Source organism: Agromyces sp. NPDC056389 (genome assembly GCF_042262385.1).
Taxonomy (GTDB): Bacteria; Actinomycetota; Actinomycetes; order Actinomycetales; family Microbacteriaceae; genus Agromyces.
On the sequence record NZ_JBHJPN010000001.1, the window covers coordinates 2,237,644 to 2,263,340 of the forward strand.

A 25,697-nucleotide genomic window follows, 5' to 3' on the forward strand; every position below is an offset into this window, starting at 1 on the left:
ACGGCTCCGGATTCGATCATGATGACACCGTGAGCTTCGACGTCTATCTGCAGGACTTCTCGGATGCCCCTGCGGACCGAAGCGTGTCGGTCGGGAAGCTCGTACTCGGGCCGATGCTCGATACTGGCGGTGCCAGAGTCGTGACTGCCGACGGCTCGGCGGACGTCTACGGCGCCAGTGAGATGCCGTTGCATTCGCTGATGTTCACTCGCATCGCGGGTGAACTTGCCTGGAACGTGATCTTCGACGCAGCGGTGGCCGGCGACTGGGTCGTGCTGCCCATTGGTGGGCGAGTGTGCATCGTCAGGGACGATCAGGCGGCTTCGATCCCGGAAGACCTCGCGGTAGACGGCCACGTGCTGGTGAGCTCGGGAAGAGAACTCCGCGCCGCCGCGACCGAAGACATCTCGAGACCCCTGCCGCCTGCCGCTTCCGAGCTCGGAGCCGGGTGATGCAGCCGCGCGTCTAGTCGCGCGGCCACGCTTCGATGAAGCGCGAGAGCAGGCGCGCGAACTCGGCGGTCTCCTCGGGCGTGAATGCAGCGAGCGCGGTCTCGACCGCGCTGCGGCGCGTGTCGCGGGCGCTCTCGAGCAGCTTCCGGCCGGAGGCCGTGAGCACGAGGGCGCTCCGCCGGGCGTCCGACGGGTCCGCCTCGCGGCGCACGTGGCCCGCCTCGACCGCCGCCTGCACGAGCCGACTCGCGCGAGGCTGGTCGACGCCGATCGCCTCGGCGAGTTCGCTCACCGACGGCGGGTGCTCTGCGCCCGCAAGGGCGTCGAGCAGGCGGAAGCGCGCCGCGTGCGCGAGAGCGTGCCGGCCGGGTCCGCCGCCCGGGCCGCGCCCGCGGCCCCGGCCTCCCCAACCGTCGGGGCCGCCGCGGTGGCCGCGACGGTCGTGCCCGAACGGGTCGCCGTGCTCATCGTGTTCAGGGTGCTCAGGGTGCTCCCCCGGGCGACGCCCGTGGCCGTGCCCGCGGTCGCCGCCGTGCCCGTCGTGCCCCTCCTGGCCGAAGTGCTCGGCCCTGCGCTGCAGCCGTCGGCGCTCCTGATCGCGGCGCATCGTCACGAGGGCCTGCTCGATCAGCGTGATCGGGTCGTTCGGGGCGGAGCCCGCGGCATCCGACCCTGAGTGTCCTCCGGGAGGGACTTGACTCGATGCGTTCATGTATGTCATTGTACATATACATGCTACAGTGCATGCAATTGATCGGGTGCTCCACCCGGGTCCGTGCGAACGCCTTCTGAGCGAACGCCGCCCGAGCGCACCCGCCCTCTGCGGGCGAGCCTCCAGTGCCGCCCGCGACACCGACGCGCACCGCGTCAGGAAAGGAACACCCATGACCACCCCCGACAACACTCAGAACACCTCCGACGACTCCACGAGCCCCCGCCCCTTCGGCTTCTGGCTCCGGGTCATCGACCGCCGCCTCGACGAGGCGATGCGGGAGCTCTTCGCCGAAGAGGGCATCACCCGCCGCGACTGGCGGCGACTCAACCTCGTGGCGGGCACCGTCACCGACCCGCGCATGAGCGAGCGGCTCGCAGCGCGCCCCGAGCGCGTCGAGCCCCTCGTCGAGCGCGGCTGGGTCGAAGGCGAACCCGGCGCCTGGCGCCTGACCGAGGCCGGCGAGACCGCCCGCGCCTCACTGCAGGAGCGCGTCGCAACGCTGCGGGCGAAGGTCGCCGGCGCCGTCAGCCCCGAGGACTTCGCCACCACGATGGCCTCGCTCGAGGCGATCGCCGGCGAGCTCGGCTGGGTCGAAGGCGAGCGGATGCCGCGTCGCCACGGCCGCGGCTTCGGCCGCCGTCAGCACGGCGAGGGTTTCGGCCGCCGCCACGGCGAGGGCTTCGGCCCGCGCGACGGCGACTGGCACGGTCGCGGACACCGCGACTGGCCAGGTCGCGGCCACGGCGAGAGCCACGGCCGCTGCGGCCACGGCCATGGCGCCGCCGGCAGTGACATGCACGTCCACGTGCACGTGCACGGCGATGCCGGCCAGCACGGCCACCCGCGCGAGCACGGCGACCACGGTCACGAGGGCCACGGCCCCGCAGGCCACGGCCGCGGTCGCAACCGCGCCTGACCAGGACCGCTCCACACCACGAGGGACCGCCGCCGGCGGGTCCCTCGTCTGTCGCGGCATCCGTCGCCCGACCTCAGCGCCGCTCGGCCTCCGAGCCCGACAGGCGCTGCGCGATGTAGATCGGGATGATCGACACGAGCACGAGCACGACGGCGATCACCGAGACGATCGGCGCCTGGTTCGGTCGGAACATGTTGTTCAGGATGAAGATCGGCAGTGTCGTCACGCCCGAGCCCGCAGTGAACGTCGTCACGATGATCTCGTCGAAGCTCAGCGCGAAGGCCAGCAGGCCGCCCGCGAGGAGGGCGGAGCGCAACTGGGGGAAGGTGACGAGTCGGAACGTCGTCCAGACCCCGGCGCCGAGGTCGGCCGACGCCTCCTCGAGGTTGAGGCCGAGCCGGCGGAGCCTCGCGATCACGTTGTTGAACACCGTCACGATGCAGAAGGTCGCGTGCGCGATCACGACCGTCCAGATCGAGAGCGGCACCCCCATGATCGTGCGGAAGAAGTTGTTGAGCGCGATACCGGTGATGATGCCCGGCAGGGCGATCGGCAGGATCACCAGCAGACTGATCGCCTCGCGCCCGAAGAACTCGAACCGCTGCAGCGCGAGCGAGATGAGCGTGCCGAGCACGAGCGAGACGGCCGTCGCGACGAGCGCGACGGCGACGCTCGTGCCGACCGCGTCGAGGGCGCCGGCGCTCTGGAACGCCTTGCCCCACCACTCGAGCGTGAATCCCGGCGGGGGCCAGGTGAGCGACGTCGACGTCGAGAACGAGTTCACGAGCACGACGAACAGCGGCACGTAGATGATGATCAGGATCGCCGTGGTGATGACGCCGAGGGTGATGCGGAATGGCCGCGACAATCGCATGCGTTCGTCCCTTAGAGGTTGTCGAGGGCGCCGGTGCGGCGCACGAGGAAGAGGTAGCCGAAGATGATCACGATCGGGATGAGCGCGATCGCGGCGGCGAGCGGCAGGTTGTTCGCCGCACCCACGTTCGTGTAGACGAGGTTTCCGAGCATCTGGCTCGCCCCGCCCACGATGTTGACCGTGATGTAGTCGCCGAGCGAGAGCGCGAAGCTGAAGATCGTGCCCGCGATGATCGCGGGCAGCACGAGCGGGAAGACGACCAGGCGGATGGTCGGCCACGTCCGTCCACCGAGGTCCGAGGATGCCTCGAGCAGCGAGTCGGGCACCCGCTCGAGCCCCGCGTAGATGGGCAGGATGACGTACGGCAGCCACAGGTACGACAGCGTGATGATCGTCGCCGGCAGCCCGTACCCGATCGTCTGGCCGCCGAACGGTGCGACCAGCCAGTCGAGGATGCCGTCCTGCGAGAGCACCGAGCGCCACGCGTAGGCCTTGACGAGGTAGCTCGCCCAGAGCGGCGTCAGCACCATGATGAGCAGCACCCGCCGCATCCGAGGGCTCGCGACCTTCGCCATGTAGAACGCGATCGGCAGCGCGAGCGCCACGTCGATGAGCGTGACGGCGAGCGCGACGCCGAGGGTGCGCAGCGTGACGGTCTGGTACAGCGACCCGGTCAGGACCTCGACGATGTTGTCGAGCGTGAACTCGGTCGTGATCTCGCCCGTGAAGCTGTCGACCGACCAGAACGCGGTGACGAGCAGCAGCACGAGCGCCACGATGTAGACCACGCCGAGCCAGAACAGCGGGGCGCTGAGCAGCAGCGCGAGCCTGGTGCGCGGGTGGGTGCTGAGGAAGACGGATGCCGCGCGCGCGGGCGTGCGCCGCGGGCGCGGAACCGAGGGGTGCGCCGGTGCGGGCGCGGTCGCCCGGGTGTTCGTCGTCATGCGTGTCCTGTCGTGTCGAGCGGGAACGGGGCGGCCCGGCGGACGGGCCGCCCCGAAGGTCGGGCTGCGTCAGCCCTTGATCTCCTGCCAGGCCTCGGTCCATGCCGAGTAGTCGGTGCACTGCACGTCGGTGCGTCCGTCGATGCACTCCTCGATCGGCGTGGTCCAGTACCAGATGTTCTCCGCGTACGAGGCGTCACCGGCGTGGTAGGCCTCGCAGTCCTCGCGGAAGTCGCACGCCTCGTCGCTCGACGGCGCCTCGCCGAAGTACGAGGTGGCCTGGCCGTTCGCCTCGGGGCTCGCGATGTAGTCGAGCCACGCGTACGAGCAGTTCGGGTTCTCGGTGCCCGACGAGATCATCCACGTGTCCGACCATCCCGTCACGCCCTCTTCGGGGACGGTGACGTCGGTCGGTGCGCCCTCGGCCGCGGCGACGTTCTGGATGACCTGCCACGTCGTGCCGACGACGCTGTCGCCGGTCGTGAACGCCTGGATCTCCTTGAGGTAGTCCGACCAGTACTCGCCGATGTTCGCCCGCTGCGTCTTCAGCAGGTCGACGGCGGCCGCGAGCTGCTCCTCATCGAGCGCGTAGGGGTTCTCGATCCCGAGGTCGGGCTGCGTGGCCATGAGGTACATGGCCGCGTCGGCGATGTAGATCGGCGAGTCGTAGGCCGTGACCTTGCCCGCGTAGGCGTCGGACTCGTCGAAGACGACGCCCCAGCTCGTGGGCGCCTCGGTGAAGACGTCCGTGCTGTACATGAGCAGGTTCGCGCCGTAGCCGTGCGGCATGCCGTAGTTCTCGCCGTCCACGGTGTTCCACGCCTTGTCCTTGAGGAAGTCGTAGACGTTCTCGTAGTTCGGCGTCAGCTCCATGTTCACAGGCTGTACGTCGTCGCCCGCGACGAGTCGCAGCGAGGCGTCGCCCGAGGCCGACACGACGTCGTAGTCGCCCGTCTTCATCAGGTTGACGGCCTCGTCGGAGGTGTTGAACGTCTTGACCGTGACCTCGCAGCCGGTGTCCTCCTCGAAAGGCGTGACCCAGTCGACGGCCGGGTCGTTCGCGCCGTCCTCGGCGTAGCCCGGCCATGCGAGCACCGAGAGCTGACCCTCCATCTCGCCGAGCTCGGTCGCGGCCTCGTCGCCGCCTCCGCCTCCGCCGCCCGAGGTGCCGCAGGCGGTGAGCATCGCGATCGAGGCGATCGCGAGTCCGACGGTCGCGCCTCGTCGCGCGTTCCGCATTCGCATCATGGTTCTCTCCTGTTTCTCTTGGTGGTGCAGTCGGGATGCGTCAGCCGGCGGTGCCGGGGAGCATCGCGCCGATCGACGCGGTCGGGGTCGGGTTCTGCGGGCCGACGGCCGTACCGTCGATCGCGACCACGTCGCCGTCGTGCCACGAGACGACGACCCGGTCGCCGTGCTCGTCGTCGTGCGCGCGGCCGCGCACGTTCTGCTCGAGGACGCTCACGCGGGGCCCGGCGTCGAGGTCGACGACGAGCCGGACGCCGCTGCCGAGGTAGATCGCCTCGACGATGGTGCCCGGCGCGTTCCGGACGCCCTCGCCGTGCTGGGCCTCGGCGCCGACCGTCATCTTCTCGGGGCGCAGCGAGTGATGGCCGACGCGCTCGAGCAGGGCGAGCGAGTGCTCGGGATCGAAGAGGTTCGAGGTGCCGACGAAGTCGGCGACGAAGCGCGAGACCGGCCGTTCGTAGAGTTCGGCAGGGGTGCCGAGCTGCTCGATCCGGCCGGCGTTGAAGACGGCGATGCGGTCCGAGAGCGTGAGCGCCTCCTCCTGGTCGTGGGTGACGAAGATGAAAGTGATGCCGAGTTCGCGCTGGATCTGCTTGAGCTCGACCTGCATCTGCTCGCGGAGCTTCAGGTCGAGGGCGCCGAGCGGCTCGTCGAGGAGGAGCACCTTCGGCTCGACGACGGTGGCTCGGGCGAGGGCGACGCGCTGGCGCTGGCCGCCCGAGAGCTGCGACGGCTTGCGGTCGGCCAGCTGCTCGAGCCGCACGCTCGCGAGCGCGCGGCGTGCGCGCTCGTTGCGCTCCTTCTTGCCGAGGCCGCGCACGCGCAGCCCGTAGGCCACGTTGTCGAGCACGCTCATGTGCGGGAAGAGCGCGTAGTCCTGGAACACCGTGTTCACGTCGCGGTCGAACGGGGCGCGTTTCGTGACATCCTCGCCGAAGAGCTCGATGGCCCCGCCAGTGGGCTGTTCGAACCCGGCGATGAGCCGCAGCACGGTGGTCTTGCCCGAGCCCGAGGGGCCGAGCATCGAGAAGAACTCGCCCGCCGCGATCTCGAGGTCGACATTGTCGACGGCCGTGACGGCGCCGAACTCCTTCGTGAGCCCCGTGAGTCGGATCGCCGGCTGCGCTTGGGTCATGACATCTCCTTCGATGCTGACTGGTTCAATCATCTGGTTCCAGATGTTCGTCAATTCCAAATCATATGACTCCAGATGTAAATGTCCAGACCCTCGTGTTACGGTCGTGTCACAGATCAGCAGCGACACGAGCACGGGAGGTCGGATGCCGCAGGCCACCAGCCGCTCCGATGCGACGCATGCGGTCGTGTTCTCCCCCCTCGAGGGCGCCGGCCGCGCAGAACTCGTCGAACAGCGACTGACGGATGCCATCGTCGCGGGCGTGCTCCGCGACGGCGAGCGCCTGCCGAGCGAATCCGAGCTCGCGAAGAGCCTGGGCGTCGCCGTGGTCACCGCCCGGGAGGCGCTCGTCGCCCTTCGCGACAAGGGACTCGTGCTCACCCGCCGCGGCCGCGACGGCGGCAGCTTCGTCACCCACGACCGCGACGCCGCCATGCGCATGATCGACGCGCGCGTGCGCGCGCTCAGCCGCATCGAACTGCGAGACCTCTCGCTGCACTACGCCGCGATCGCGGGCATGGCGGCCGAGGTCGCCGCCGATCGTGCGAGCGACGACGACCTCGCGAGCCTCGTCGAGATCGACGCCCGCGCCGACCTCGCCACCCCCGGCGGCGCTCGGAGGGCGGTGGGCAGGTTCCAGCTCGAGATCGCCGCCGTGAGCCAGTCACCCAGGCTCGTGCACGAGGAGCTCCGCCTGCAGGCGGAATCCGGCCCCCTGCTCTGGCTGTGCCTGCGCGAACAGGCGTATCGTGACCGCAGTAGGCAGGCACGGGTCGAGGTGATCGAGGCGATCCGCGGGGTCGACCCCGCACGCGCACGCCGCGCGACCACCGACCACATCGCATCCGCCACCGAGTGGCTCATCGATGAGAAGGCTCGGCTCGAGTCCCCCGAGCCGGGCCCGCAACCGGCACCGGGTGCCGTAGACCGGAAGGGGTGAGGAAATGACCACCACCGTCGCCAACGCAGCCGACACCATCGCCCACCGCATCGCCGCCACGATCGATCCGCTGTTCGCGCTCATCGACACCTGGCGCGACGTGCTCGAAGCCCGGCTCGCCGTCGCGGCCGATCCGACCGCTGCCGCGCTCGACCCCGTCATCGCGAAGCTCGTGCGCCCGGCGCTCGACGACTCCAGAGCGCTGATCACGGGTGCGGGCTTCGTCGCGGCGCCCGGATTCCTCTCCGATGCACCGTGGCACCTCGCGTGGTGGCTGAGCGGCACCAACACCTTCCGCGCGGCCGCCGACGGGGGCGTGCGCCGCCTCGACGCGGTGAGCGATCCCGACGCCGAGCAGTTCCGCGACTACACGACGCTCGAGTGGTGGCGCACGCCGGCACGCACCGGCACCCGGCACCTCACGGGCCCCTACGTCGACTACCTCTGCACCGACGACTACACCGTCACGATCACGACCCCCGTCATGGTCGATGGTGAGATGGCCGGAGTCGTGGGCACCGACGCGTACGTCGCCCGCCTCGAGCAGGAGCTGCTGCCGGTGCTGCGGGAGTCGGGGCATCCGTGCACGCTCGTGAACGCGTCGGGCCGCATCGTCGCCTCGACCGATTCGCGGCATGCGACCGGAGCCCTGCTCCGGCTCGACGGGCTCGCCTCGGTGCTCGCGCCGCTGCACGAGCACCAGGGCCAGGCATCGGCGAGCGTGCTGCCGGGCGGCCAGTTCGTCGTCCCGTGCGGCGACACGACGCTCGCGCTCGTGTTCGCGTCGGCCTGAGACCGGGCGACTCGACCACCGATCCGCGAGGTCGTCAGGCCGCGAGGTCGTCAGGCCGCGAGGTCGTCGACGTCGGCGAGCCGTGCCACGACCACTGCATCCGCCCCGGCGGCGCGGAGGCGCGTGGCGAGCGCGCGGCGGGCGAAGACGTACGGCTGGTTCGAGCCGCTGAGGAGCGAGCGCGTGTTCGCGGCATCGAGCAACGCGGTCGCCTCGAAGGCGAACTGCTGCGGGTCCTCGTCGGTGCCGACCTCGCCCTGGGCGACGGCGTAGCCGAACGAGGCGGCGATGTAGCCGTTCCACTCGGTGAGGGCCGCGGCGAGCGCGTCGCGCACGGGCCCCGGCTTGGTGTCGAACTCGGAGGTGACACCGGCGAAGAAGCATCCGCCCGCGAACACGCGACCGCGCGAGTAGGCGATCCAGCCGTCGAGCAGGGCGACGATACGACGGATGCCTCGGGGCTCGACCCGCGCCGGCTCGATGACGCTCGCGACGAAGCGCAGGCGCGCCGTCTCGACGGTGGCGAGCTGCAGGCGCTCCTTCGTGCCGAACAGGGTGGCGACCCCGCTCTTGCTGACGTGCGCGGCTTCGGCGAGGCGACCGATCGAGAGCCCGTCGAGGCCGTCGACCGAGGCGAGGTCGACGGCGTGCTCGAGCACGAGGCGACGCGACGCATCGCCCTTCAGCCGTCGCCCATCGGTCTCGATCATGCCTTGATTGTACGCACGATCGTTCGTATAGTATGCGTACGACCGTTCGTATTGTTACCGAGCAGATCCGAGGAGCACGATGTCAGCAGCATCCGCCATCGCCACCGGAGTACGCGCCGCATCGCGCGTCTCCCCCGATCTCGGCGCGGCCCTCGCCCTGCCGCTCTTCATGCGCGTCGGCCGCCGCACGCCGGTCGCCGGCACCGACCTCGCGACGCATCGGGCGGCCCGGCGCGGCAGCGTGCGCATCCCGGGCCTGCGCAGAACGGGCGTCGACGTCGTCACCTACGAATGGGGCGCCGGCGAACGCACGGTGCTGCTCGCGCACGGGTGGCAGTCGCGCGCGAGCGTATTCGGTCCGCTCATCCGCGAACTCCGCAGCGAGGGCTTCCGCGTGCTCGCCTTCGACGCCCCAGCCAACGGCGACTCCCCCGGCCGCGGCACCTACCTCGTCGACCACCTCGACGTCATCGCCGAGCTCACCCGCCGCGAGGGGCCGTGGCATGCGCTCGTCGGGCACTCGTTCGGGTCGCTCGCGGCGCTCGTGGCGACGCACGACGGCATTCCGACGACGCGGGTCGTCGGCATCGCCGGCGCGGCCGATCCGCGCATCTTCGTCGACGGATTCGGCGAGATGCTCGGCCTCGACGCTCGCACCCGCGACGCCCTCGCGGCACGGTTCGCCGACCGCGTCCTCACCGGAGAGCCCGACCCGTTCGAGCGCTACTCGGCGGTGCGGCATCCGCTGCCAAGCGCCACGCCGCTGCTCCTCGTGCACGACCGGGGCGACCGGCGGGTGCCGTTCGCCGAGTCCGAGCGGCTGCTCGCGGCGAACCGCGACCATGCCCGACTGCTCGCGACCGAGGGGCTCGGGCACAACCGGGTGCTCCGCGCCGACGCCACGCTCGACGCGGTGATGGAGTTCCTGGTCTCGAGTGACGTATCGAGCGTGGAGCCCGAAGCGACGCGCGCGGCCGCCTGACGAGCGGCGCCGCGGACGACCGGCCCCAGACGGTTCGTCAGCTCGTCAGCTCGTGATGAGCGCGAGCAGCGCGGCCAGTCGATCCTCGCCGTCGCCCGGAACGCGACGCGTGCGCTGCAGCATCGTCAAACCGTGCAGGCTCGCCCACAGCACCTCGGCGAGCGTGTCGGGGTTCTCGGTGAACGGCTGCACCGCCGCGCGGATCTCGGAGAAGCCCGCGACGAGTTGCGGCAGGGTGCGCGCGTCGGCGAATGCGAGCCCGGTTCCGCGCACGAACATCGCGTCGTACATGGCGGGATGCGCCGCGGCGTACCCCAGGTAGGCGCGACTGACCGCCTCGAGCGCCTGCTCGGGGTGCGGCGCGCCGGCACGAGCCCGGGCGAGCGCGTCGGCGATCTCACCGAAGCCCTCGACCGCGACCGCGTCGATCACGGCGTCCATCGACTCGAAATGCGAGTAGATGACCGGCTGCGTGTAGTCGATCGCATCGGCGAGGCGGCGCGACGTGACCGCCGGCCAGCCCTCGGCCTCAGCGAACTCGCGGGCCGCCGCGAGGATCGCACCCCGCCGCTGCTCGCGTCGCCGCGCCATGCGTTCACTCGTTGCCACGAACCGAGACTATCGCTCGATCGAAAGGAATGCTAGCGTCGCAATAAATCTTTCAACGAAAGGAATCACATGGATCTCGCACAGTTCACCCCGGCGACCTGGATCGGCGCGGCCCTCGCGCTCGTCGTCGCAGTGGGCATCGTCTACGTCGGCATCTCGTACCTCATCGTGCCGGCCGCGACCGCGCAGGGCTTCGGCTTCACGAGCGCGATCACGCCCGAGACGACCCCGTGGCAGCACATCAAGGGGCCGCGCGACATCGTGTCGGGGCTCGTCGTCGTCGCGATGCTCGTCTTCTTCGGGCCGGCTGCGGCGGCCGTCATCCTGCTCATCGAGGCGCTCATCCCGATCGGCGATGCGCTCATGATCATCCGCAACCACGGCCGGCTGGCGATCGCCCTCGGCGTCCACGCCTCGACGGCGACGGTGATGATCGTCGCGGCCGTGCTGCTGTTTCTCTGACCGCCCGAGGGCTCAGTCTCCCCGCGAGCCGGCGTCGGTGACACCGACATCCGTGCGGTGGAACCGGTGGAAGGAGCGCGACGCGGTCGGCCCGCGCTGACCCTGGTAGCGGTTCGCATACTCGGCCGAGCCGTAGGGCCGCTCACTCGGCGACGACAGGCGGAAGAAGCACATCTGGCCGATCTTCATTCCCGGCCAGAGCTTGATCGGCAGGGTCGCGACATTGCTCAGCTCGAGCGTGACGTGGCCCGTGAAGCCCGGGTCGATGAAGCCGGCGGTCGAGTGCGTGAGCAGGCCGAGGCGGCCGAGCGAGCTCTTGCCCTCGAGGCGCGCGGCGACGTCGTCGGGCAGGGTGACCGCCTCGTACGTCGAGGCGAGCACGAACTCGCCCGGGTGCAGGATGAACGCCTCGTCGGGCCGCACCTCGATGAGGTGCGTCAGCTCGGGCTGGTCTTCGGCCGGGTCGATGAACGGGTACTTGTGGTTGTCGAAGAGACGGAAGTACCGGTCGAGGCGCACATCGATCGACGAGGGCTGGATCATGCCCGGTTCGTACGGCTCGAGCCCGATGCGGTTCGCGTCGAGTTCGGCCCGGATGTCACGATCTGAGAGCAGCACGCTGCCAGCGTAGCAACGCGGTCCGACCCCGGGCGGCCGGGGGCGAGCCGACCCGAGGCGCTCAGTGCGGCGAGCGGAACGCCTCGTCGGGCATCAGCGCCGTCTCGGCGCCGCATCCGAGCTCGCCCGGCTGCAGCAGGACATCCGGCACGTACAGGCGCTCGGCGACCCCGTTCTCGCTGCGCACCAGCAGGCAGTCGTGGGCGTCGCGCATCGCGAGTCCGACGCGGTCGCCGTCGCGCGCCACCTGCACCTCGGCGATCGGCGGCCCGTCGGGCTCCTGCGGCAATTGCGCGGCGACGGCGGCAGCGATCTCATCGGCCGGTGCAGCGGCGGATGCCGCGAGCACGGCGATCGCGACCGACTCGGCCTGCTCGGGGATCACCGCGCGAGCGTCCGCGGGGGGCGCGACCGCGACGAGCGGGCTCGAGCAGTCGACGGTGCTCGCGCCGCCGTCGACGAACCCCCAGCGATCGAACTCGAGGCTGATGCAGTAGTCGCGCTGCGGCGCGCCCTCGACGGATGCCTCGGTGAGCCGGCTTCCCAGCACGAGGGCGCCCACCGGCTCCTGCCAGGAGGCGTCATCGTACGATTCGATGCCGACGAGCATGAACGGATCGGCGTGGTCGGGCGAGCCCGGTTGCCATCCGGCGCCCTGCGCCGGCTCCACACCCGTGCGCGAGAGATCGAACGCGATGCGGCGCGCGTACTCGGCGATGCCATCGGCGGGTTCGTCGAGACCAGTGGACTGCGAGATGAACCCCGCGTCACCGGCCGCAGAGATCGCCTGTTCGTCGAGCAGCCGCTCGAGGCGGCCGCGCTCCGAAGGCGGCGTCGAGCACGCGGTGAACGCGACGACGGCCGCGAACACGCCGGCCATGGCGATGAGACGACTCCGATGCTCCCCCATGGGTCGAGCATGCCGCATCGTGGATGCCCCTCGCAGCACATGATCGGGAGGAATCCGGAGACCGGGTGGCGGAGCGCATCGGGAGCATTGATACGATGGTGATCGCTGCATCCTCAGGATGCCGCATGCGGATGTAGTTCAATGGTAGAACTTCAGCTTCCCAAGCTGATAGCGCGGGTTCGATTCCCGTCATCCGCTCCACGACCGGCATGGCCCCGATCACCGGCTGCAGATTCCCACCTCGACACGCGAAAGTCGCCACTCGCGCGCCTACCCCCCAACGGGGGTGAATCTGGTGATAGCCTCGATGCACCACCACGATCGGCGGCGACTGCGATTCGGGTTCGCAGCCTCCTCATTACCGGTCGTGATGGACGGACGGAGAGCAGGAGGGGGCCATCGGCTCTCCGCCTCTAAGTGACGCGTGCGCTCGTGCGTGCGCCATCGATGGAACCGCGACCCTACCCGCGTAGGTCATCGATGGCCGGGCCGGTGAGACCCCTTCACCGGCCCGGCGGCCCTCGCCCTGCCGCACGACGGCGATCGCTGGCCGCGTGTCGGCGGCCTGGTGCAGACTGGCAGCATGTGCGGACGATTCGCGAACGACGCAAAGATCGACGAGCTCATCCAGGAGTTCGTCGCCGAGGGCGGCGACTACCGCGACTGGCGGCCCCAGTTCTCGATCGCACCGACCGAGGTCGTGCCCATCGTGCGCGAACGCAAGAACAGCGAGACCGGTGAGGTCAGGCGTTCGGTCGACCCTGCGGTGTGGAACTTCCGCCCTTCGTTCATGAAGGAGTCGAAGCGCCCGCAGTTCAACACGCGCATCGAGACGGTCGCCACCAACGGCCTGTGGAAGGGCGCCTTCGCCTCGTCCCGCTGCCTCGTGCCCATGCGCGGCTACTACGAGTGGACGGGCGAGCCGGGCAGCAAGCAGGCCTGGTTCCTGCACGGCGACGCACCGCTGCTCGCCGCAGCGGGCATCTACACCGCGCGCAAGGTGGGCGACGAGTGGGAGGTCTCGACGTCGATCATCACGCGCGAGGCTCGGGATGCCTCTGGCGAGGTGCACGACCGCATGCCCGTCTTCCTCGAGCGCGACGCCTGGAACGAGTACCTCGCGCCCGTGAAGCTCGACGAAGCCGGCAAGGCCGAGATGCTCGAACTCATGACGGCCGAATCCGAGCGCGTGGCCCGATCGATCTCGAACTACGAGGTCGACCGGAGGGTCAACAACTCCCGAGCCGTCGACCCCGGCGACCCGACCCTCATCGAGCCGATCGCCTGACGCCGGTGGGCGCGAACGGCGCCGGCCCGAACCGGACTGCTCGGGTCAGAACTTGCCGCCGAGCGCCTTGTTCTTCAGCGCGTCGAACTCGCCATCGGTGATGAGCCCCTGCTCGCGAAGCGCCTGCGCCTTCGCGATCTCGTCGGCCGGGTTCGCGAACGACGTCGCGCGGATCTCCTCCTCGGAGTACTCCTGGTACTCGACCTGCTTGCGGGCGGAGCGCTCGGCCATGCCGTTGCCCCGCGCGATCAGGTAGACCAGCGCCGTGACGAACGGCACGAAGACGAGGAAGAGCACCCACAGCGCCTTGAACCAGCCGTTGAGGCTGTGGTCGCGGAAGATGTCGATCAGGATGTAGACGAGCGCGAACAGGTACGCGACGTAGGCGAAGATCCAGAAGCAGAACCAGAACCAGTCCCAGACGCTGTTGAGGAAGTACATGGTGATCGCCCCTTCGACAGTGCCGGATCCCCGGCGCGCAGAATCGGCACCGTGACGGCGCCCTCGGTCCTTCCGTCACAACCTAGCGCAGCCCCCGCCCCGCACGGGAGAGGCCACGCGGCTCACCCCGGCAGGGCGTACGACGGAAGCCCTCGGCGTCGGATCAGCCACTCCGCCACGATGAGGTTCGGGATCCAGCAGAGGAACGGCACCGCGGCGTAGGCGTTGTCGAACGCGGCCTCGAACTCGAACTCGCCGCCGGGCAGCGCCTGCACGCCGAGCAGCACGCCGATCCAGAGGCGCAACGTGACCGCCGCATACGTCAGCGCGAAGTTGCGCATCATCCAGGCACGGTGGCTCGCGACATCCCCCGCCCTGATCGCGCGATAGGCGCGCAGGCCGGTCGCGATCCACAGCACGGCGAGGGCGCCGAACCCGAAGAAGCCCACCAGGCCCGCCGAGTTGAACGGAGCCATCACGAGGGCGGCGACGCCGGCGATCAGCACGGCGATGAGGTAGGCGCGGCCGGTCCATCGGTGCACACGCGGATGCCGCGAACGGAGCCCGCGCCAGAACTGCAGCGGCCCGACGACGAGCGCCACGCCGCCTGCGATGATGTGCACCATGAACGCGAGTTGCACGAACCAGGGCCGGCCGTCGTAGTTCGACGCGAGGCCCACCCCGTCCTCCGAGAGCGCGGCGAGCGACGCGGTGAGGTAGGGCACGACGGCGTAGACGGCGATCGCGAGCGATGACAGCAGCAGCCACGTCCACCCCGCACGCGTCGCGATAGCGGGCGGGGCCGGCTTCCCCTTCGATACCGACGGTTGGGGTGCTGCTGCGGTCGTGGTCCGGTTCCCGATGCTCATGGCCGCCATCCTGACCATCGCGATCTGCCGCCGGCATCGAGCAGTCCCCCTGATCCGTCCGGGTGGTAACCCCCCTCCCGAGCGCGCTCCGGTCAGCCGTCCGATCGCGGGCGGCGTCGCACCCGGTGCGACGATGTGACGACGACGCCGAGGCCCAGCGCGAGCACCGCGAGCCACACGCCCGCACGCGGGTCGAGCGGCGGGCCCGATTCGGCGAGCGCGGGCTCGGCCCCGGCCGCTGCCGGCGCAGGGGCTGGAGTGGCGGGTGCCGGCGCTTCGGCGAGGAACACGATGCGCCCGTTCACCGAGTCGAAGTGCACGGCACGGTGCAGGAAGAAGCCGAGCCCGGTGTTGTAGTGCCCGCCGTTGTCGGTGGTGGTGTCGAGCTTCACCACCCCGCCCGGCTCGTCCATCGCCGTCGTCGTGAACGAGTTGAACGGCGCTGCGACATCGGCTCCGGCCTGCGCGACCGACTGGCCGGGATCGAGCAGGTGCGCCTGCTGCGGCAGCGTGCCGTAGACGTCGGCGAAGACGTGCGCGATCGGTTCGCCGGTGTCGAAGACGGTCGTGTGGTGCGAGCGGACGTCTCCGATCGTCCAGGTGATCCCGACGGGCTTCTGGTAGCGCGGCATCCCGTTCGCGTAGCGGCCGGTGCCGGGCTCCTGATGCACCCAGGTCGACCCGTCGGGAACCTGAACCGGGCCGATCACGAGCCGGGAGTTCGACGGATCCGTGAAATCGAGCGTGAAGCCCTCGCCCGCGCTGCCGAGTGCGAAGCCGAGCGGCGATTCGAGGATGGCGGCCTCGCCCGCCTGGCCGATGCCGAGCATGCCGTCGGATTGGACGGCGGACGGGTGCAGCGGCCACCGCTCGGGCGGCGTGCATGGCTGCGGTTCCCAGTCGGGGCATGTGAGCTCGTTGCCGAGCAGGAAGGGGACCTTCGGAATGGCGAGATCGCCGAACTCGATCGTCGCGAGCTCGACCGCGCCGGTGACACCGCCCGAGACGTAGTTCGCGTGGTGCGTGATGCCCGTCGGGACCGCGTCGGGCACGACCACCCCGGGCCGCAGCACGAGGCCGTTCGACCCGGTGTCGAGGTTGAGCGTGAGCTCGGCGCCGCCGACCGTGATCGTGATGGTCGGCGTCGGACCGATGCCGGGCGACTCGACGATCTCGACGGGCACCGAGGTCGTGCCCGGTCCGTCCAGGTCGAGCGCGAGCGCGGGTGCCGCCGCTGCCGAACACGACAACGCGGCGACGACCGTCACCGCGATTCCAGCTCCGATGGCATGGCGATTCCTCATCGATCCCCCGTTCCGAGGGCGCGCACGCCCTCATCGCCGCTCGACGGTGCGAGCGGTCCCCCTCCGAGAGCTTCGCCGACGACGATCCGGCGCGTCAAGGACGACGACGCCGTGCCTGCTCCCCGGCGACGTTCACGAGCGCGCGCTGCCCCGCCACGCGCTCACCCCTCGGGCGCCGCCAGGAGCCGTCCCGATTCCACCGCCGCGACGAAGGACCGGTAGTCGCGTTCGTTCTGGTCGGCGTACGCGACCGCGAAGTCCGCGACGGCCTCGTCGAAGCGATCGCTCTCGCCGAGGTAGCCGGCGATCGCGACCCGGTCGCCCGAGCGGGCGTGGGCCCGCGCGAGTGTCTCGCCGCAGACCTTCGCGTAGAGCTTCGCTCCCGACGGCACGCCGTTCTCGATGTCGAACGCGCCCTTCCAGTCGTGCAGCTGACGCAGGTAGAAGTCGCGCATCTCGCCGCCGCCGTCTTGCACGCGCTGCCACCCGAGGAACAGGTCGCTCGCGGCCTGCATGATCCGCTGCCCCCGCACGACTCGCTCTCCGTGATGGTCGTACGCGCTCGGCGCGACGAAGCGTTCGAGCACCGACGCCTCCGCCTCCTTCGCCTGGAGCAGGAGCGGGTCCTCGTCGTCGCGACCGCGCAGCAGCACGATCCAGGCCCGGGTTCCGACACTGCCGACGCCGACCACCTTGCGTGCCATGTGCAGGTACCTGAACTCATCGAGCGGATGCCTCGCGAGCGGCAGTGTCATGCGGTATCCGCTCAGCAGTTCGCGCATGGCCTGCTCGTCGTCGGCGTGCGTGCGGCCGAGCGGCGAGAGGTCTTCGATCGGCACGATGAGCGGCGGATCGGCGGCGATGCGCAGCCGACCGTCGACGACGCGCACGAGCTTCGAGAAGTCCTTCATGCTGTCACGGGTTCTGGCCTTCGCGATGATGGAATCGGTGCGCTTCACCTGCTCCTTCTCGGCCTTGCCGGCCTGCCGCTCGGCCCGCACCCACTCGGCGAGCGTGTCGGCGTCGAGTCGGTCGTACCAGGCTTCGAGCACCCGCGACTCGGCGGCCCGATGCATCCGCTCGCGGTAGCCGCGCACCGCCTCGACCGTCGTCGTGCGCCGCTCCGCTTCGGAGAAGCCACGGGACCTGCCGGCGATCTCGAAGCTCGCCGCCAGACGTTTGAGGTCCCACTCCCATGGGCCGGGCAGCGTCTCGTCGAAGTCGTTGATGTCGAATGCGAGCTTGCGCTCGGGAGTGCCGAAGATGCCGAAGTTCGACAGGTGCGCGTCGCCGCAGATCTGCACCGTGATGCCCGAGTCGGCCGTGTGTGCGAGGTCGGCAGCCATGATCAGGGCCGCCCCGCGGTAGAACGTGAACGGCGAGACCAGCATGCGCGCGTGGCGGATCGGGACGAGCTCGGGCACGCGGCTCGCCGCCTGCTCCTCGAGCAGCGCCACCGGATCTGGGCGGTCGACCGCCGGGACCCAGTCGGCGTGCTCGGCACGCGGCGAGCGTCGGCGCGCCGCACGCCCCCACTCCGCCCTGGCCGCGAAGTCGGTGGGATCCGGGAGCGCTTCGGACGGCGCAACGGCCCCGGCGCCCGGTGCAGCGGTCTCGGATGCCCCGTGGTGCGGCGTCATGCGGCTCCCCCTGTTCTGTTCTTCGTCCCCCGTCAGGCCGGCATGGCGCCCGCCATGAACGGCTCGTAGTGGTTCCCGTCGGGTCCGAGGACCGCGACCGACGACTCGGGCACCTCGAGGAATGCGCCGGGCAGGTCGTTGAGCGGCTCGGAGACCACGACTCGCGCGTTCTCGCCGAAGAGCTTCAGGCGCGGGACATCCGGGTACATCTCCTGGAGCGTCGGGACGTCGACGGAGTGGAAGAGCGTGCGCGACCGGCCCTCGGTGGAGTACCGGAACGCCCAGATCGTCGCACCGTCGGCGAGCGCGACGGTGCCCTGCATCGGATGCTCGATACCGTGCGCCCCACCGATCTCCTCGACGAACTGCACGGCCTTCCGCATGCCGGCGATCGGGTCCTCGAGGAGACCGAAGGTCAGCGCGAGGTGGAAGAGCACCTCGGAGTCCGTGGTGCCCAGGATGTGCGGATAGAGCGAGCGGTCGACCGCGAAGGTGAGATCCCGCTTCAGCTCGTGGAATCCGTTGATCACCCCGTTGTGCATGAAGAGCCAGTTGAGGTACCGGAACGGATGGCAGTTGGTGCGCTGGATCGGCGGACCGGCGGCCGCGCGAACGTGACTGAAGAACAGCGGGCTCTCGACCGCGTCGGTGATCTCGCGCAGGTTCTCGTCGTTCCACGCGGGTTCCACGCTGTGATAGATCGACGGGAGGCTGCCCTCGGTCGAGCCGACGGGATACCAGCCGAACCCGAATCCGTCGCCGTTCACGGTCTCGGCGCCGAGCGGTGAATCGAGCGCCTGCGCGACGAGCGAATGCTGCGCGTCGAGGATCACGAGTGACGGTTGAAGCGGTTCTCCCGCATAGGCAAGCCAACGGCACATGGCGGCTCAGCTCCTTCGTCCGGCATCGGAGCGCGCATCCGGCACGGAGCGCGGATGCGGTCAGCCTAGCGCTGCCGTGAACATTCCTCACCTGCCACGTCGAGAGAAGCGCAGCTCGGCGACGGCGGACCGCGCGTTTGCCGCGACTACCGGCCTCAGCCCGCGGGCGCTGCTTCCGGCGCCGGCTCGGGCGCCGCTTCCGGTGTCGGGCACTTCGCCAGCTCGTGCATCTTGGCCGTCGCCTGTTCGAACGACCACGGCAGCTCGACGAGCGGCTGCTCGTGCTCGGGAGCGGCCGGCGCCTTCGACGCCAGCGAGGCGAGCGCGAACGCCGCTTCACGCACGAAATCGCCGCCCGACGTCGAGTTGTTGAGGGCGATGACGATGGTGAGCCCGCTGTCGGGATCGGTGAACGCGGCCGTCAGCGCGCCGGGCGACTCGCCGGCGAGGCCGCGCATCGGGCCGAACTCGGCTCCTCCGAGCCCCCAGCTCTGCCAGGCCGGCGCGTCGCCGCCCAGCGGGATCGGCGTCCACTGCTTTCGCGCCGTCCCTTCGTCGAGCAGGGCGCCCGTCGCGAACGCTGCGCTCAGCCGGCGGGTGTCGTCGAGGCTCGAGACCGCGCCGGCCGCGGCACCGCCCATCGAACTCGACTGCTCCGTGTCGTCGCGGATGACGGCGCAGTCGGCCGTTCCGTTCGCGGCGAGCGCCGCCGAGTAGGCGCCGAGTGCACCGTCGAGCTCGGTGTCGGTCGGCGCAGGAAGCGTGGTGTCCTCGATCCCGAGCGGATCGAAGACGTACTGTTTTGCGAGATCGCCCCAGGCGCGTCCGGTGCTGCGCTCGAGGGCCATCGACAACAGGAGCACGCCCGTGCGCGAGTGCGACCAGTGCTCGCCGGGCGTCCCGGTGCGCGGAAGGGCGAGCCCGCTCGAGAGCAGCTCGGTTGGCGGCCAGATGCGCTCGGGGTTCGCCACGAAATGGCTCTGCAGCCCCGGGTAGTAGTCGGCGACTCCCGAGGTGTGCGCGCAGAGCTGCCCGAGCGTGATGCCGTCGAGGCCGGGCACCCAGTCGACGTAGTCGTCGACCTGGTCGTCGAGGGCTACTCGACCCTCGTCGACGAGACGCAGCAGCACGGTGCACGTCACTTCGCTCGTGAGGGTTCCGAGTCGGAACTCGGTGTCGGTGGTGACCGGTTCGGACTTCTCGTCGAAGTCGACGGTTCCGGTCGCGCCGGTCCACTCGCCCGCCCACGGCGACCACGCGCCGGCGATGCCGCCGCTCGAACCACTGAGCGCCACGGCTTCGTCGAGCACCGCCTGCAATTGGCCGGCGAGCTCGTCACCGAACGGGGACCCGACGGGGTCGAGCTCCGCCAACGGGTCGACGGAACCGCCGGTGCAGCCCGACATTCCGAGCACGCCGACGAGGAGGACGGCAACGACTGCCCGCCTCCGTGCGACCTTGATCTGGCCAGCCACCTAGCTCCCCTCAGCCGTGTGTCCGGTGAAAGTGTAACCCGGTAAAGCGGCGAAGCCGGTCTCGGGCCGGTCGTGGCGCCGGAAGCGGAGGGCGGCCGACCTGAGCTGCACGGCTCGAGTCAGCGCTGCTGCGCTGTGATCTCGCGATCGGCCCTCGACATGAAGCGCTCGACGTCGCGGTCGACGATGATGTCGCTCGGGCGAAGCGGTCGCTCGAGGTAGAGCCCCTCGAGCGAGGTGAGACGACTCAGTGCGACGTACGTCTGCCCGGGGCTGAAGACCCGTTGGCCGAGGTCGACGATCGCCGCGTCGTAGCTCGCACCCTGCGACTTGTGGATGGTCACCGCCCAAGCCAGTTTCAACGGGAACTGCGTGAACTCGGCGACGATCTGCTTCTCGAGCTTCTTGCGGATCGGATCCCAGGTGTACTTGTACTTCTCCCACGTCACCTGCTCGACCTCGTGCTCCTCACCGTCGACGTCGACGCGCACCGCGCGGTCGAGCGAGGTGACGGTGCCGATCGTGCCGTTCACCCATCGCTGGCCCTCGGGGCCGATCGCGGTGTCGTTGCGGAGGAACATCACCTGTGCGCCGAGCTTCAGCTCGAGGTTCTCGTCTGCTGGGAACGCCCGGCCGCCGAAGTCGCCGTTCACCTCGGCCTCATTGCCCTGGGACTGCCCCGGCAGGCGGTGCAGCTGCGTGCGGTTGATGCGGTTGACGGTGTCGTTGCGGGTCGCGAGCGTGATGGCGCCGTGCTCCGGCAGCGGCCGGCGCGCACCGACGCTGTTGAGCACCCCGGCGATCTCGGCGGTCACCATGCCGTGGCGCACCGCGTTCAGCATGTGCTTGAACTCGTCGTCGTGCTGGCGATGGATCTCGCCGAGTTCGAAGATGCGCAGATCGGTCTCTCGCCACACCTTCGCGTCGAAGAACCACATCGAGTCGTAGGTGTCGGCGAAGTAGGCGCGCTCGTCGGCGTCGCCCGGCACGGGTGCGAGTTGGTACGGGTCGCCGAACAGCACGACCTGTGCGCCACCGAACGGCTCGAAGGGGCGCTGCCTGGCCTGACGGAGCGACCGGTCCATCGCGTCCAGCAGGTCGGCGTTGACCATCGAGACCTCGTCGATGACGAGCGTGTCCATCGCGTTCAGGATCTTGCGGACGGTGTCGTTCTGCTCGATGTCGTGATCGGCGATGACCCCGATCGGCAGCCGGAACAGCGAGTGGATCGTCTGTCCGCCGACGTTCAGCGCCGCGACACCCGTGGGGGCGCAGATCACGATCTGCTTCTGCGTGTTCCAGTTCAGGTGGTTCAGCAGGGTCGACTTCCCGGTGCCGGCGCGACCCGTGACGAACACGTGCTCGCGCGTTCCCTCGATGGCCTGGAACACCGCGGCCTGTTCACGGCTGAGGGTGACGTTCTGCACTGGGGCGCTTTCGATTCGGCGAGCGGATGCCGCGGGGCGGAGGTCGCGGCGATCCCACTGTAACCGCCTCGGCACTGGGCCGAGCCGCGCTGAGGCCATGCCGTTCGGAGCTCGCCCCCAGTTCCCGCAGCCGGCGCCGCATACACTGGTGCGGGTGGGGAGCTCCGGAGTGCGCAGCAGTCGAATCTCGCCGTTGTCCGTAGCCGGGTGGCTCGGGCTCGCGGTGCTTCTCGTCGGCGCCTTCATCGCCGCGCTCGGCACCCTGAACCAGACGATCTACGGCTCGTCGAGCTTCATCGAGCGCTACCTCACGGCCATCGCGAACGACGACATCGCCGAGGCATCCACGACCCCCGGTGTCGCCCTCGACGAAGCCGAACTCGCGGCACTCGGCCTGCCCGCCGACGTCTCGACCGCGATGCTGCGAACGGGCGTCATCGAGTCGGGGCCCGAAGACATCCGCATCATGAGCGACGTCGCACGGGCCGACGGCATGCACACCGTGACCGCCAGTTACCGGCTCGCCGACGCGATCGTGCAGTCCTCGTTCGACGTGCGACCCATCGAGCCGCTCTACGGAGTGCTGAACCGTTGGGAGTTCGCTGTCAGCCCGCTCGCCGTGATCGACGTCACCGCCGCGCACAACCCGACGTTCACGGTCGGCTCGCTCACGCTCGACGCGCGCGCGCTGAAGACGGGCGAAGAACTCGCCGCCTTCACCCAGGTGACGCCGTACATCGCGATCGCGCCGGCCGTCTACGAGTTCTCGTACAGTTCGGAGCTGCTCGAGGCCGTGCCCGTCCCGTTGCAGGCCGATGTCTCGACGCGCACGGCCGTCACCGTCGACGCCCAGCCGACCCCGGCCTTCGTCGAGCGCGTGCAGTTCAAGGTCGACGACTTCCTCGCCAAGTGCGCCGCACAACCGGTGCTGCAGCCGGCCGAGTGCCCCTTCGGCATCGAGATCGACGATCGAGTGACCGGTGAACCGCAATGGAGCATCGTCAGCTCCCCCCAGGTCACCCTGACGCCGGGCGAGTCGTCGTTCGACATGCCGCCCACCGAGGGCGTCGCCCACATCACGGTCGAGGTGCAGTCGCTCTTCGACGGGCATCACTACACGCTCGACGAAGACCGCCCGTTCACCCTGGCCCTCGCGGCGGTCATCACGCCCGACGACACCATCGCCATCCAGCTGAAGTAGCGGCGCTACTGCGGCCGGTCGTGCTCGGCGATCGCGGCCAGCTGCGCGTTGTACGCCTCGAGTTCGGCATCGCCGGTGCGGTCGGCGTGCCGGTCGCGGCGCTTCGACTCCTTCTCGTCACTGCGCGCCCACTGCACGGCGACCGTGATCGCGAGCGCCACCGTCGGGATCTCTCCGATCGACCAGGCGATACCGCCGCCGAGCTGCTGGTCGACGAGCGCGTCGGTGCCCCAGCCCATCGCCCCGTACCAGTCGGCGAGCAGCAGCCCGGTGCTCGACATGATCGCGAGGCCGAAGAACGCGTGGAATGCCATGGTGCCGAGCAGCAGCAGCAGCCGGAATGCGTACGGCAGGCGGTAGGGCACGGGGTCGATGCCGATGAGCGACTGCACGAACAGGTAGCCGGTGATCAGGAAGTGCACGATCATCCACTCGTGCCCGATGTGGTCGAGCATCGTCCAGCGGAACAGCGGCGAGTAGTAGAACACCCAGAGCGACCCGACGAAGAGCAGGGCCGCGACGATGGGGTTCGCGATGAACCCGGCGAACCTCGAGTGCACGGCGAGCAGGATCCACTCCCGGCCGCCGCGGCTGCCGTCCTTCCTGGCGCGGATGGCGCGGGCCGCGAGCGTGACGGGCGCACCGGGCACGAGCAGCACCGGCACGGCCATCGTGAGCACCATGTGCGCGAGCATGTGCGCCGAGAAGAGGTACTGCTCGTAGACGTTCACGCCGCCGTTGGTGATGTAGGCGAGCAGCAGCAGCCCCGAGATCCAGAGCACCGTGCGGTAGATCGGCCAGCGGTCGCCGCGCTTGCGCAACCGTCGCACGCCCGCGACGTAGAAGAAGATGCCGAAGCCGCACGCGAGCAGCCAGATGAGGTCGGGGTTCCACTCGGTGAAGAAGCGGAACGTCTCGGGCCACGGCGGCAGCGGCTCACCCGTGAGGATCTCCGCGGGCGTGCGGGCGAGCGAGCCCGCCTGCTCCTCGGAGACCGGGGTGGCTGTGCGGGCGAGCGCGGCGGCGGCGCCCGAGGCGAGTCCCATGAAGGCGAGCTCGGCGACGACGAGCCACCAGAACGAGCCGTTGCGGCTCCCGTCGCCACGCGACATCCGACCGATCAGGAACCGGCGCTGCGCGGCGCCGAACAGGCCGAGCGCGACGAGGGCGACCACCTTGACGACGACGAGCCCGCCGTACGGCGTGAGGAGCTGGTCCCAGTCGCCGATGCGGAGCGCAGCGCTCGCGTAGCCCGAGAGCGCCACGACGATGAAGCTGATGAGCGCGACGGTCGAGTACCGCGCGAGCACGACGGGCAGCCGCTTCGCGCCGAGCTCGCCCTTCAGCAGCACGATCGTGACGAGCCCGCCGAGCCAGACCGAGGCGAAGACGAGGTGCAGGCCGAGCCCGGTGACGGCCGCCGCGTGACCGGCGGCACCCGCCGCATGGCCCTGCTGGGCCAGCGGCACGAGCGAGGCCACCGCGAGCACCGCCACGAAGACGAGGGCGGTGTGGTTGCGCACGGCGAAGCACAGCACCGTGACGGCGGCGGCCACGAGCATCGTCGTGAGCCAGGCCTGCCCGAGCTCGATGGTCGTCACGAACTGGCCGAGCTTCTGCCCGAACGCATCGCTCAGGTCGAATGGCACGCCCGTGACGAGCAGGAAGGTGAAGAGACCGGTCGCGCCGCTCGCGACGGTCAGCACCGCAGCGGATGCCGCGGCAACGTCGAGTGCCAGGTCGAACTCTCGCCGCTTCGGGCTCAGCGCCCAGACGGCGAGCACGAGCGCGCCGATCATGCCCGCCGCGCCGAGGTTGACGAAGAGCTTCGCGATGGGAACGCCGTATCGGGCGATGGGGCCCGGGTCCTGGATCAGCTGTTCGGCCGCTCCCCCGCCGTAGGCGAGGCCGGCGAACGTCGCGGCGATGGCGACGACGATGAGTGCGGCGGGGCCGAGCACTCGCACGGAGCGGGGCACCGAACCAGCCTAGACGGCGCAGCCCGTGCGTCCGCCCAGAGCGGGCTCAGGAATCACGGGAACCAGCAACGACGGCGCAGCCCGTGCGTCCGCCCAGAGCGGGCTCAGGAATCACGGGAACCAGCAACGACGGCGCAGCCCGTGCGTCCGCCCAGAGCGGGCTCAGGAATCACGGGAACCAGCAACGACGGCGCAGCCCGTGCCGTCTGAACAGACGAAGGGGCGCACGGCTCGCGCCGTACGCCCCTTCGGGAAGTCGCAGTTACTTCGCAGCAGCCTTGAGCTTCGAACCAGCCGAGACCTTGACCGAGTAGCCGGCCGGAATCTGGATCTCGGCACCCGTCTGCGGGTTGCGGCCGGTGCGAGCTGCACGGTGCGTGCGCTCGACGGCGAGCCAGCCCGGGATGGAGACCTTCGTGCCCGAGCCCACGGACTCGGCGAGCGCCTCGAAGAGGCCGCCGAGAACGGCGTCGACGGTAGCCTGGCTCTGTCCGGTCGACGCTGCGACCTTCGCGACGAGCTCGGTCTTGTTGAGCGACTTGTCAGCCATTGAATGTCCTCCTCGGACGTTCGCTGTTCGGTACAGCAGTTATGAGTTCCCGGGAACGATCGTTCAACCGCCCCCGTGGCCGATCAGGCCGCCTCGAATGTAACAGAGTTCCGCGGAATCCCGCGGATTTCCGGCACTTTCCGACACCTTCGCTTCGGCGTGTCGCGTCCGCTGGGAGCGAATTCCGACCTCTGGGAGCGCCGAACACGTCACCGAGGCGGCGCCGAGGCCCGTCGGCGGGCATCCGGATCCCGCCTGCGTCGCGCACGCGAGCCGGCAGACGAACGAGCAGAGCGGATGCCCCGGTGCGGGGCATCCGCTCTGCTCTCGTTCT

General features: G+C 69.9%; 27 protein-coding genes and 1 tRNA gene. 10 read left to right on the plus strand and 18 right to left on the minus strand.

Features of this window, described 5'->3' with window-relative positions:
• The first annotated feature begins 29 nt into the window (after positions 1-29).
• Entirely contained in the window at positions 30-452 is a 423-nt protein-coding gene (locus ACFCVM_RS10475) for a hypothetical protein (RefSeq protein WP_375836115.1), read from the plus strand.
• Between the two features lie 13 nt (positions 453-465).
• Here the strand turns inward: ACFCVM_RS10475 and ACFCVM_RS10480 are convergent, their stop codons facing one another.
• Entirely contained in the window at positions 466-744 is a 279-nt protein-coding gene (locus tag ACFCVM_RS10480; protein ID WP_375836116.1) for a MarR family winged helix-turn-helix transcriptional regulator, read from the minus strand.
• Between the two features lie 9 nt (positions 745-753).
• Between ACFCVM_RS10480 and ACFCVM_RS10485 the strand changes: the two genes are divergently transcribed.
• Positions 754-1,128 (plus strand): hypothetical protein, encoded by a 375-nt coding sequence (locus tag ACFCVM_RS10485; RefSeq protein WP_375836117.1) that lies wholly within the window; start codon positions 754-756, stop codon positions 1,126-1,128.
• Positions 1,129-1,336: 208 nt separating this feature from the next.
• On the plus strand, positions 1,337-2,083 hold the full coding sequence (locus ACFCVM_RS10490; protein ID WP_375836118.1) for a MarR family winged helix-turn-helix transcriptional regulator: 747 nt from the start codon (positions 1,337-1,339) through the stop codon (positions 2,081-2,083).
• Positions 2,084-2,156: 73 nt separating this feature from the next.
• Here ACFCVM_RS10490 and ACFCVM_RS10495 read toward each other — a convergent pair whose 3' ends face one another.
• The 4 genes from ACFCVM_RS10495 to ACFCVM_RS10510 all read right to left on the minus strand — a co-directional run bounded on the left by ACFCVM_RS10495 (position 2,157) and on the right by ACFCVM_RS10510 (position 6,284).
• A complete protein-coding gene (locus ACFCVM_RS10495) occupies positions 2,157-2,957 on the minus strand; it encodes an ABC transporter permease (RefSeq protein WP_375836119.1) in 801 nt (266 codons plus the stop codon).
• An 11-nt stretch (positions 2,958-2,968) separates the two neighbouring features.
• Positions 2,969-3,901: an ABC transporter permease gene (locus tag ACFCVM_RS10500; RefSeq protein WP_375836120.1), complete on the minus strand. Its 933-nt coding sequence runs from the start codon at positions 3,899-3,901 to the stop codon at positions 2,969-2,971.
• Positions 3,902-3,970: 69 nt separating this feature from the next.
• Positions 3,971-5,149, minus strand: a complete 1,179-nt coding sequence (locus ACFCVM_RS10505) for an ABC transporter substrate-binding protein (protein WP_375836121.1) — start codon at positions 5,147-5,149, stop codon at positions 3,971-3,973.
• Positions 5,150-5,189: 40 nt separating this feature from the next.
• A complete protein-coding gene (locus tag ACFCVM_RS10510; protein WP_375836122.1) occupies positions 5,190-6,284 on the minus strand; it encodes an ABC transporter ATP-binding protein in 1,095 nt (364 codons plus the stop codon).
• Between the two features lie 106 nt (positions 6,285-6,390).
• Between ACFCVM_RS10510 and ACFCVM_RS10515 the strand changes: the two genes are divergently transcribed.
• Together ACFCVM_RS10515 and ACFCVM_RS10520 are read left to right on the plus strand one after the other, a co-directional pair.
• Positions 6,391-7,224: a FadR/GntR family transcriptional regulator gene (locus ACFCVM_RS10515; RefSeq protein ID WP_375836123.1), complete on the plus strand. Its 834-nt coding sequence runs from the start codon at positions 6,391-6,393 to the stop codon at positions 7,222-7,224.
• 4 nt (positions 7,225-7,228) lie between these two features.
• A complete protein-coding gene (locus ACFCVM_RS10520; RefSeq protein ID WP_375836124.1) occupies positions 7,229-8,017 on the plus strand; it encodes a hypothetical protein in 789 nt (262 codons plus the stop codon).
• 50 nt (positions 8,018-8,067) lie between these two features.
• On the opposite strand, the gene ACFCVM_RS10525 is transcribed toward ACFCVM_RS10520, so the two are convergent.
• Positions 8,068-8,727: a TetR/AcrR family transcriptional regulator gene (locus ACFCVM_RS10525; RefSeq protein WP_375836125.1), complete on the minus strand. Its 660-nt coding sequence runs from the start codon at positions 8,725-8,727 to the stop codon at positions 8,068-8,070.
• Between the two features lie 79 nt (positions 8,728-8,806).
• On the opposite strand from ACFCVM_RS10525, the gene ACFCVM_RS10530 reads away from it, so the two are divergent.
• Complete coding sequence (locus ACFCVM_RS10530) at positions 8,807-9,709, plus strand: alpha/beta hydrolase family protein (protein WP_375836126.1); 903 nt, start codon at positions 8,807-8,809, stop codon at positions 9,707-9,709.
• A 45-nt stretch (positions 9,710-9,754) separates the two neighbouring features.
• Here the strand turns inward: ACFCVM_RS10530 and ACFCVM_RS10535 are convergent, their stop codons facing one another.
• Entirely contained in the window at positions 9,755-10,318 is a 564-nt protein-coding gene (locus ACFCVM_RS10535; protein WP_375836127.1) for a TetR/AcrR family transcriptional regulator, read from the minus strand.
• A 69-nt stretch (positions 10,319-10,387) separates the two neighbouring features.
• On the opposite strand from ACFCVM_RS10535, the gene ACFCVM_RS10540 reads away from it, so the two are divergent.
• A complete protein-coding gene (locus ACFCVM_RS10540) occupies positions 10,388-10,780 on the plus strand; it encodes a DUF4267 domain-containing protein (protein WP_375836128.1) in 393 nt (130 codons plus the stop codon).
• A 12-nt stretch (positions 10,781-10,792) separates the two neighbouring features.
• On the opposite strand, the gene dcd is transcribed toward ACFCVM_RS10540, so the two are convergent.
• The gene (gene dcd / locus ACFCVM_RS10545; protein WP_375836129.1) at positions 10,793-11,398 is read right to left on the minus strand and encodes a dCTP deaminase; all 606 of its coding nucleotides are present in this window, start codon (positions 11,396-11,398) and stop codon (positions 10,793-10,795) included.
• Between the two features lie 61 nt (positions 11,399-11,459).
• Positions 11,460-12,308, minus strand: coding sequence for a hypothetical protein (locus tag ACFCVM_RS10550; RefSeq protein ID WP_375836130.1), 849 nt, complete (start codon positions 12,306-12,308; stop codon positions 11,460-11,462).
• A gap of 127 nt (positions 12,309-12,435) precedes the next feature.
• On the opposite strand from ACFCVM_RS10550, the gene ACFCVM_RS10555 reads away from it, so the two are divergent.
• Both ACFCVM_RS10555 and ACFCVM_RS10560 read left to right on the plus strand, forming a co-directional pair.
• Positions 12,436-12,509, plus strand: a tRNA-Gly gene (locus ACFCVM_RS10555).
• A 382-nt stretch (positions 12,510-12,891) separates the two neighbouring features.
• Positions 12,892-13,596 (plus strand): SOS response-associated peptidase, encoded by a 705-nt coding sequence (locus ACFCVM_RS10560; protein WP_375836131.1) that lies wholly within the window; start codon positions 12,892-12,894, stop codon positions 13,594-13,596.
• 45 nt (positions 13,597-13,641) lie between these two features.
• Here ACFCVM_RS10560 and ACFCVM_RS10565 read toward each other — a convergent pair whose 3' ends face one another.
• The 7 genes from ACFCVM_RS10565 to ACFCVM_RS10595 all read right to left on the minus strand — a co-directional run bounded on the left by ACFCVM_RS10565 (position 13,642) and on the right by ACFCVM_RS10595 (position 21,633).
• Entirely contained in the window at positions 13,642-14,037 is a 396-nt protein-coding gene (locus tag ACFCVM_RS10565) for an SHOCT domain-containing protein (RefSeq protein WP_375836132.1), read from the minus strand.
• A gap of 122 nt (positions 14,038-14,159) precedes the next feature.
• A complete protein-coding gene (locus tag ACFCVM_RS10570; RefSeq protein ID WP_375836133.1) occupies positions 14,160-14,906 on the minus strand; it encodes a DUF2306 domain-containing protein in 747 nt (248 codons plus the stop codon).
• A 92-nt stretch (positions 14,907-14,998) separates the two neighbouring features.
• The gene (locus tag ACFCVM_RS10575) at positions 14,999-16,210 is read right to left on the minus strand and encodes a hypothetical protein (protein WP_375836134.1); all 1,212 of its coding nucleotides are present in this window, start codon (positions 16,208-16,210) and stop codon (positions 14,999-15,001) included.
• A gap of 161 nt (positions 16,211-16,371) precedes the next feature.
• Entirely contained in the window at positions 16,372-17,850 is a 1,479-nt protein-coding gene (locus tag ACFCVM_RS10580; RefSeq protein WP_375836135.1) for a DUF2252 domain-containing protein, read from the minus strand.
• A gap of 32 nt (positions 17,851-17,882) precedes the next feature.
• Entirely contained in the window at positions 17,883-18,683 is an 801-nt protein-coding gene (locus tag ACFCVM_RS10585; RefSeq protein ID WP_375836136.1) for a class II glutamine amidotransferase, read from the minus strand.
• A 203-nt stretch (positions 18,684-18,886) separates the two neighbouring features.
• Positions 18,887-20,206, minus strand: coding sequence for a serine hydrolase domain-containing protein (locus ACFCVM_RS10590; protein ID WP_375836137.1), 1,320 nt, complete (start codon positions 20,204-20,206; stop codon positions 18,887-18,889).
• 119 nt (positions 20,207-20,325) lie between these two features.
• Complete coding sequence (locus ACFCVM_RS10595; RefSeq protein ID WP_375836138.1) at positions 20,326-21,633, minus strand: ATP-dependent RecD-like DNA helicase; 1,308 nt, start codon at positions 21,631-21,633, stop codon at positions 20,326-20,328.
• 193 nt (positions 21,634-21,826) lie between these two features.
• On the opposite strand from ACFCVM_RS10595, the gene ACFCVM_RS10600 reads away from it, so the two are divergent.
• Entirely contained in the window at positions 21,827-22,834 is a 1,008-nt protein-coding gene (locus tag ACFCVM_RS10600) for a hypothetical protein (protein ID WP_375836139.1), read from the plus strand.
• 5 nt (positions 22,835-22,839) lie between these two features.
• Here ACFCVM_RS10600 and ACFCVM_RS10605 read toward each other — a convergent pair whose 3' ends face one another.
• Both ACFCVM_RS10605 and ACFCVM_RS10610 read right to left on the minus strand, forming a co-directional pair.
• Complete coding sequence (locus ACFCVM_RS10605; RefSeq protein WP_375836140.1) at positions 22,840-24,813, minus strand: cytochrome c oxidase assembly protein; 1,974 nt, start codon at positions 24,811-24,813, stop codon at positions 22,840-22,842.
• A gap of 262 nt (positions 24,814-25,075) precedes the next feature.
• Positions 25,076-25,363: an HU family DNA-binding protein gene (locus ACFCVM_RS10610; RefSeq protein WP_056007305.1), complete on the minus strand. Its 288-nt coding sequence runs from the start codon at positions 25,361-25,363 to the stop codon at positions 25,076-25,078.
• Positions 25,364-25,697 lie beyond the last annotated feature (334 nt).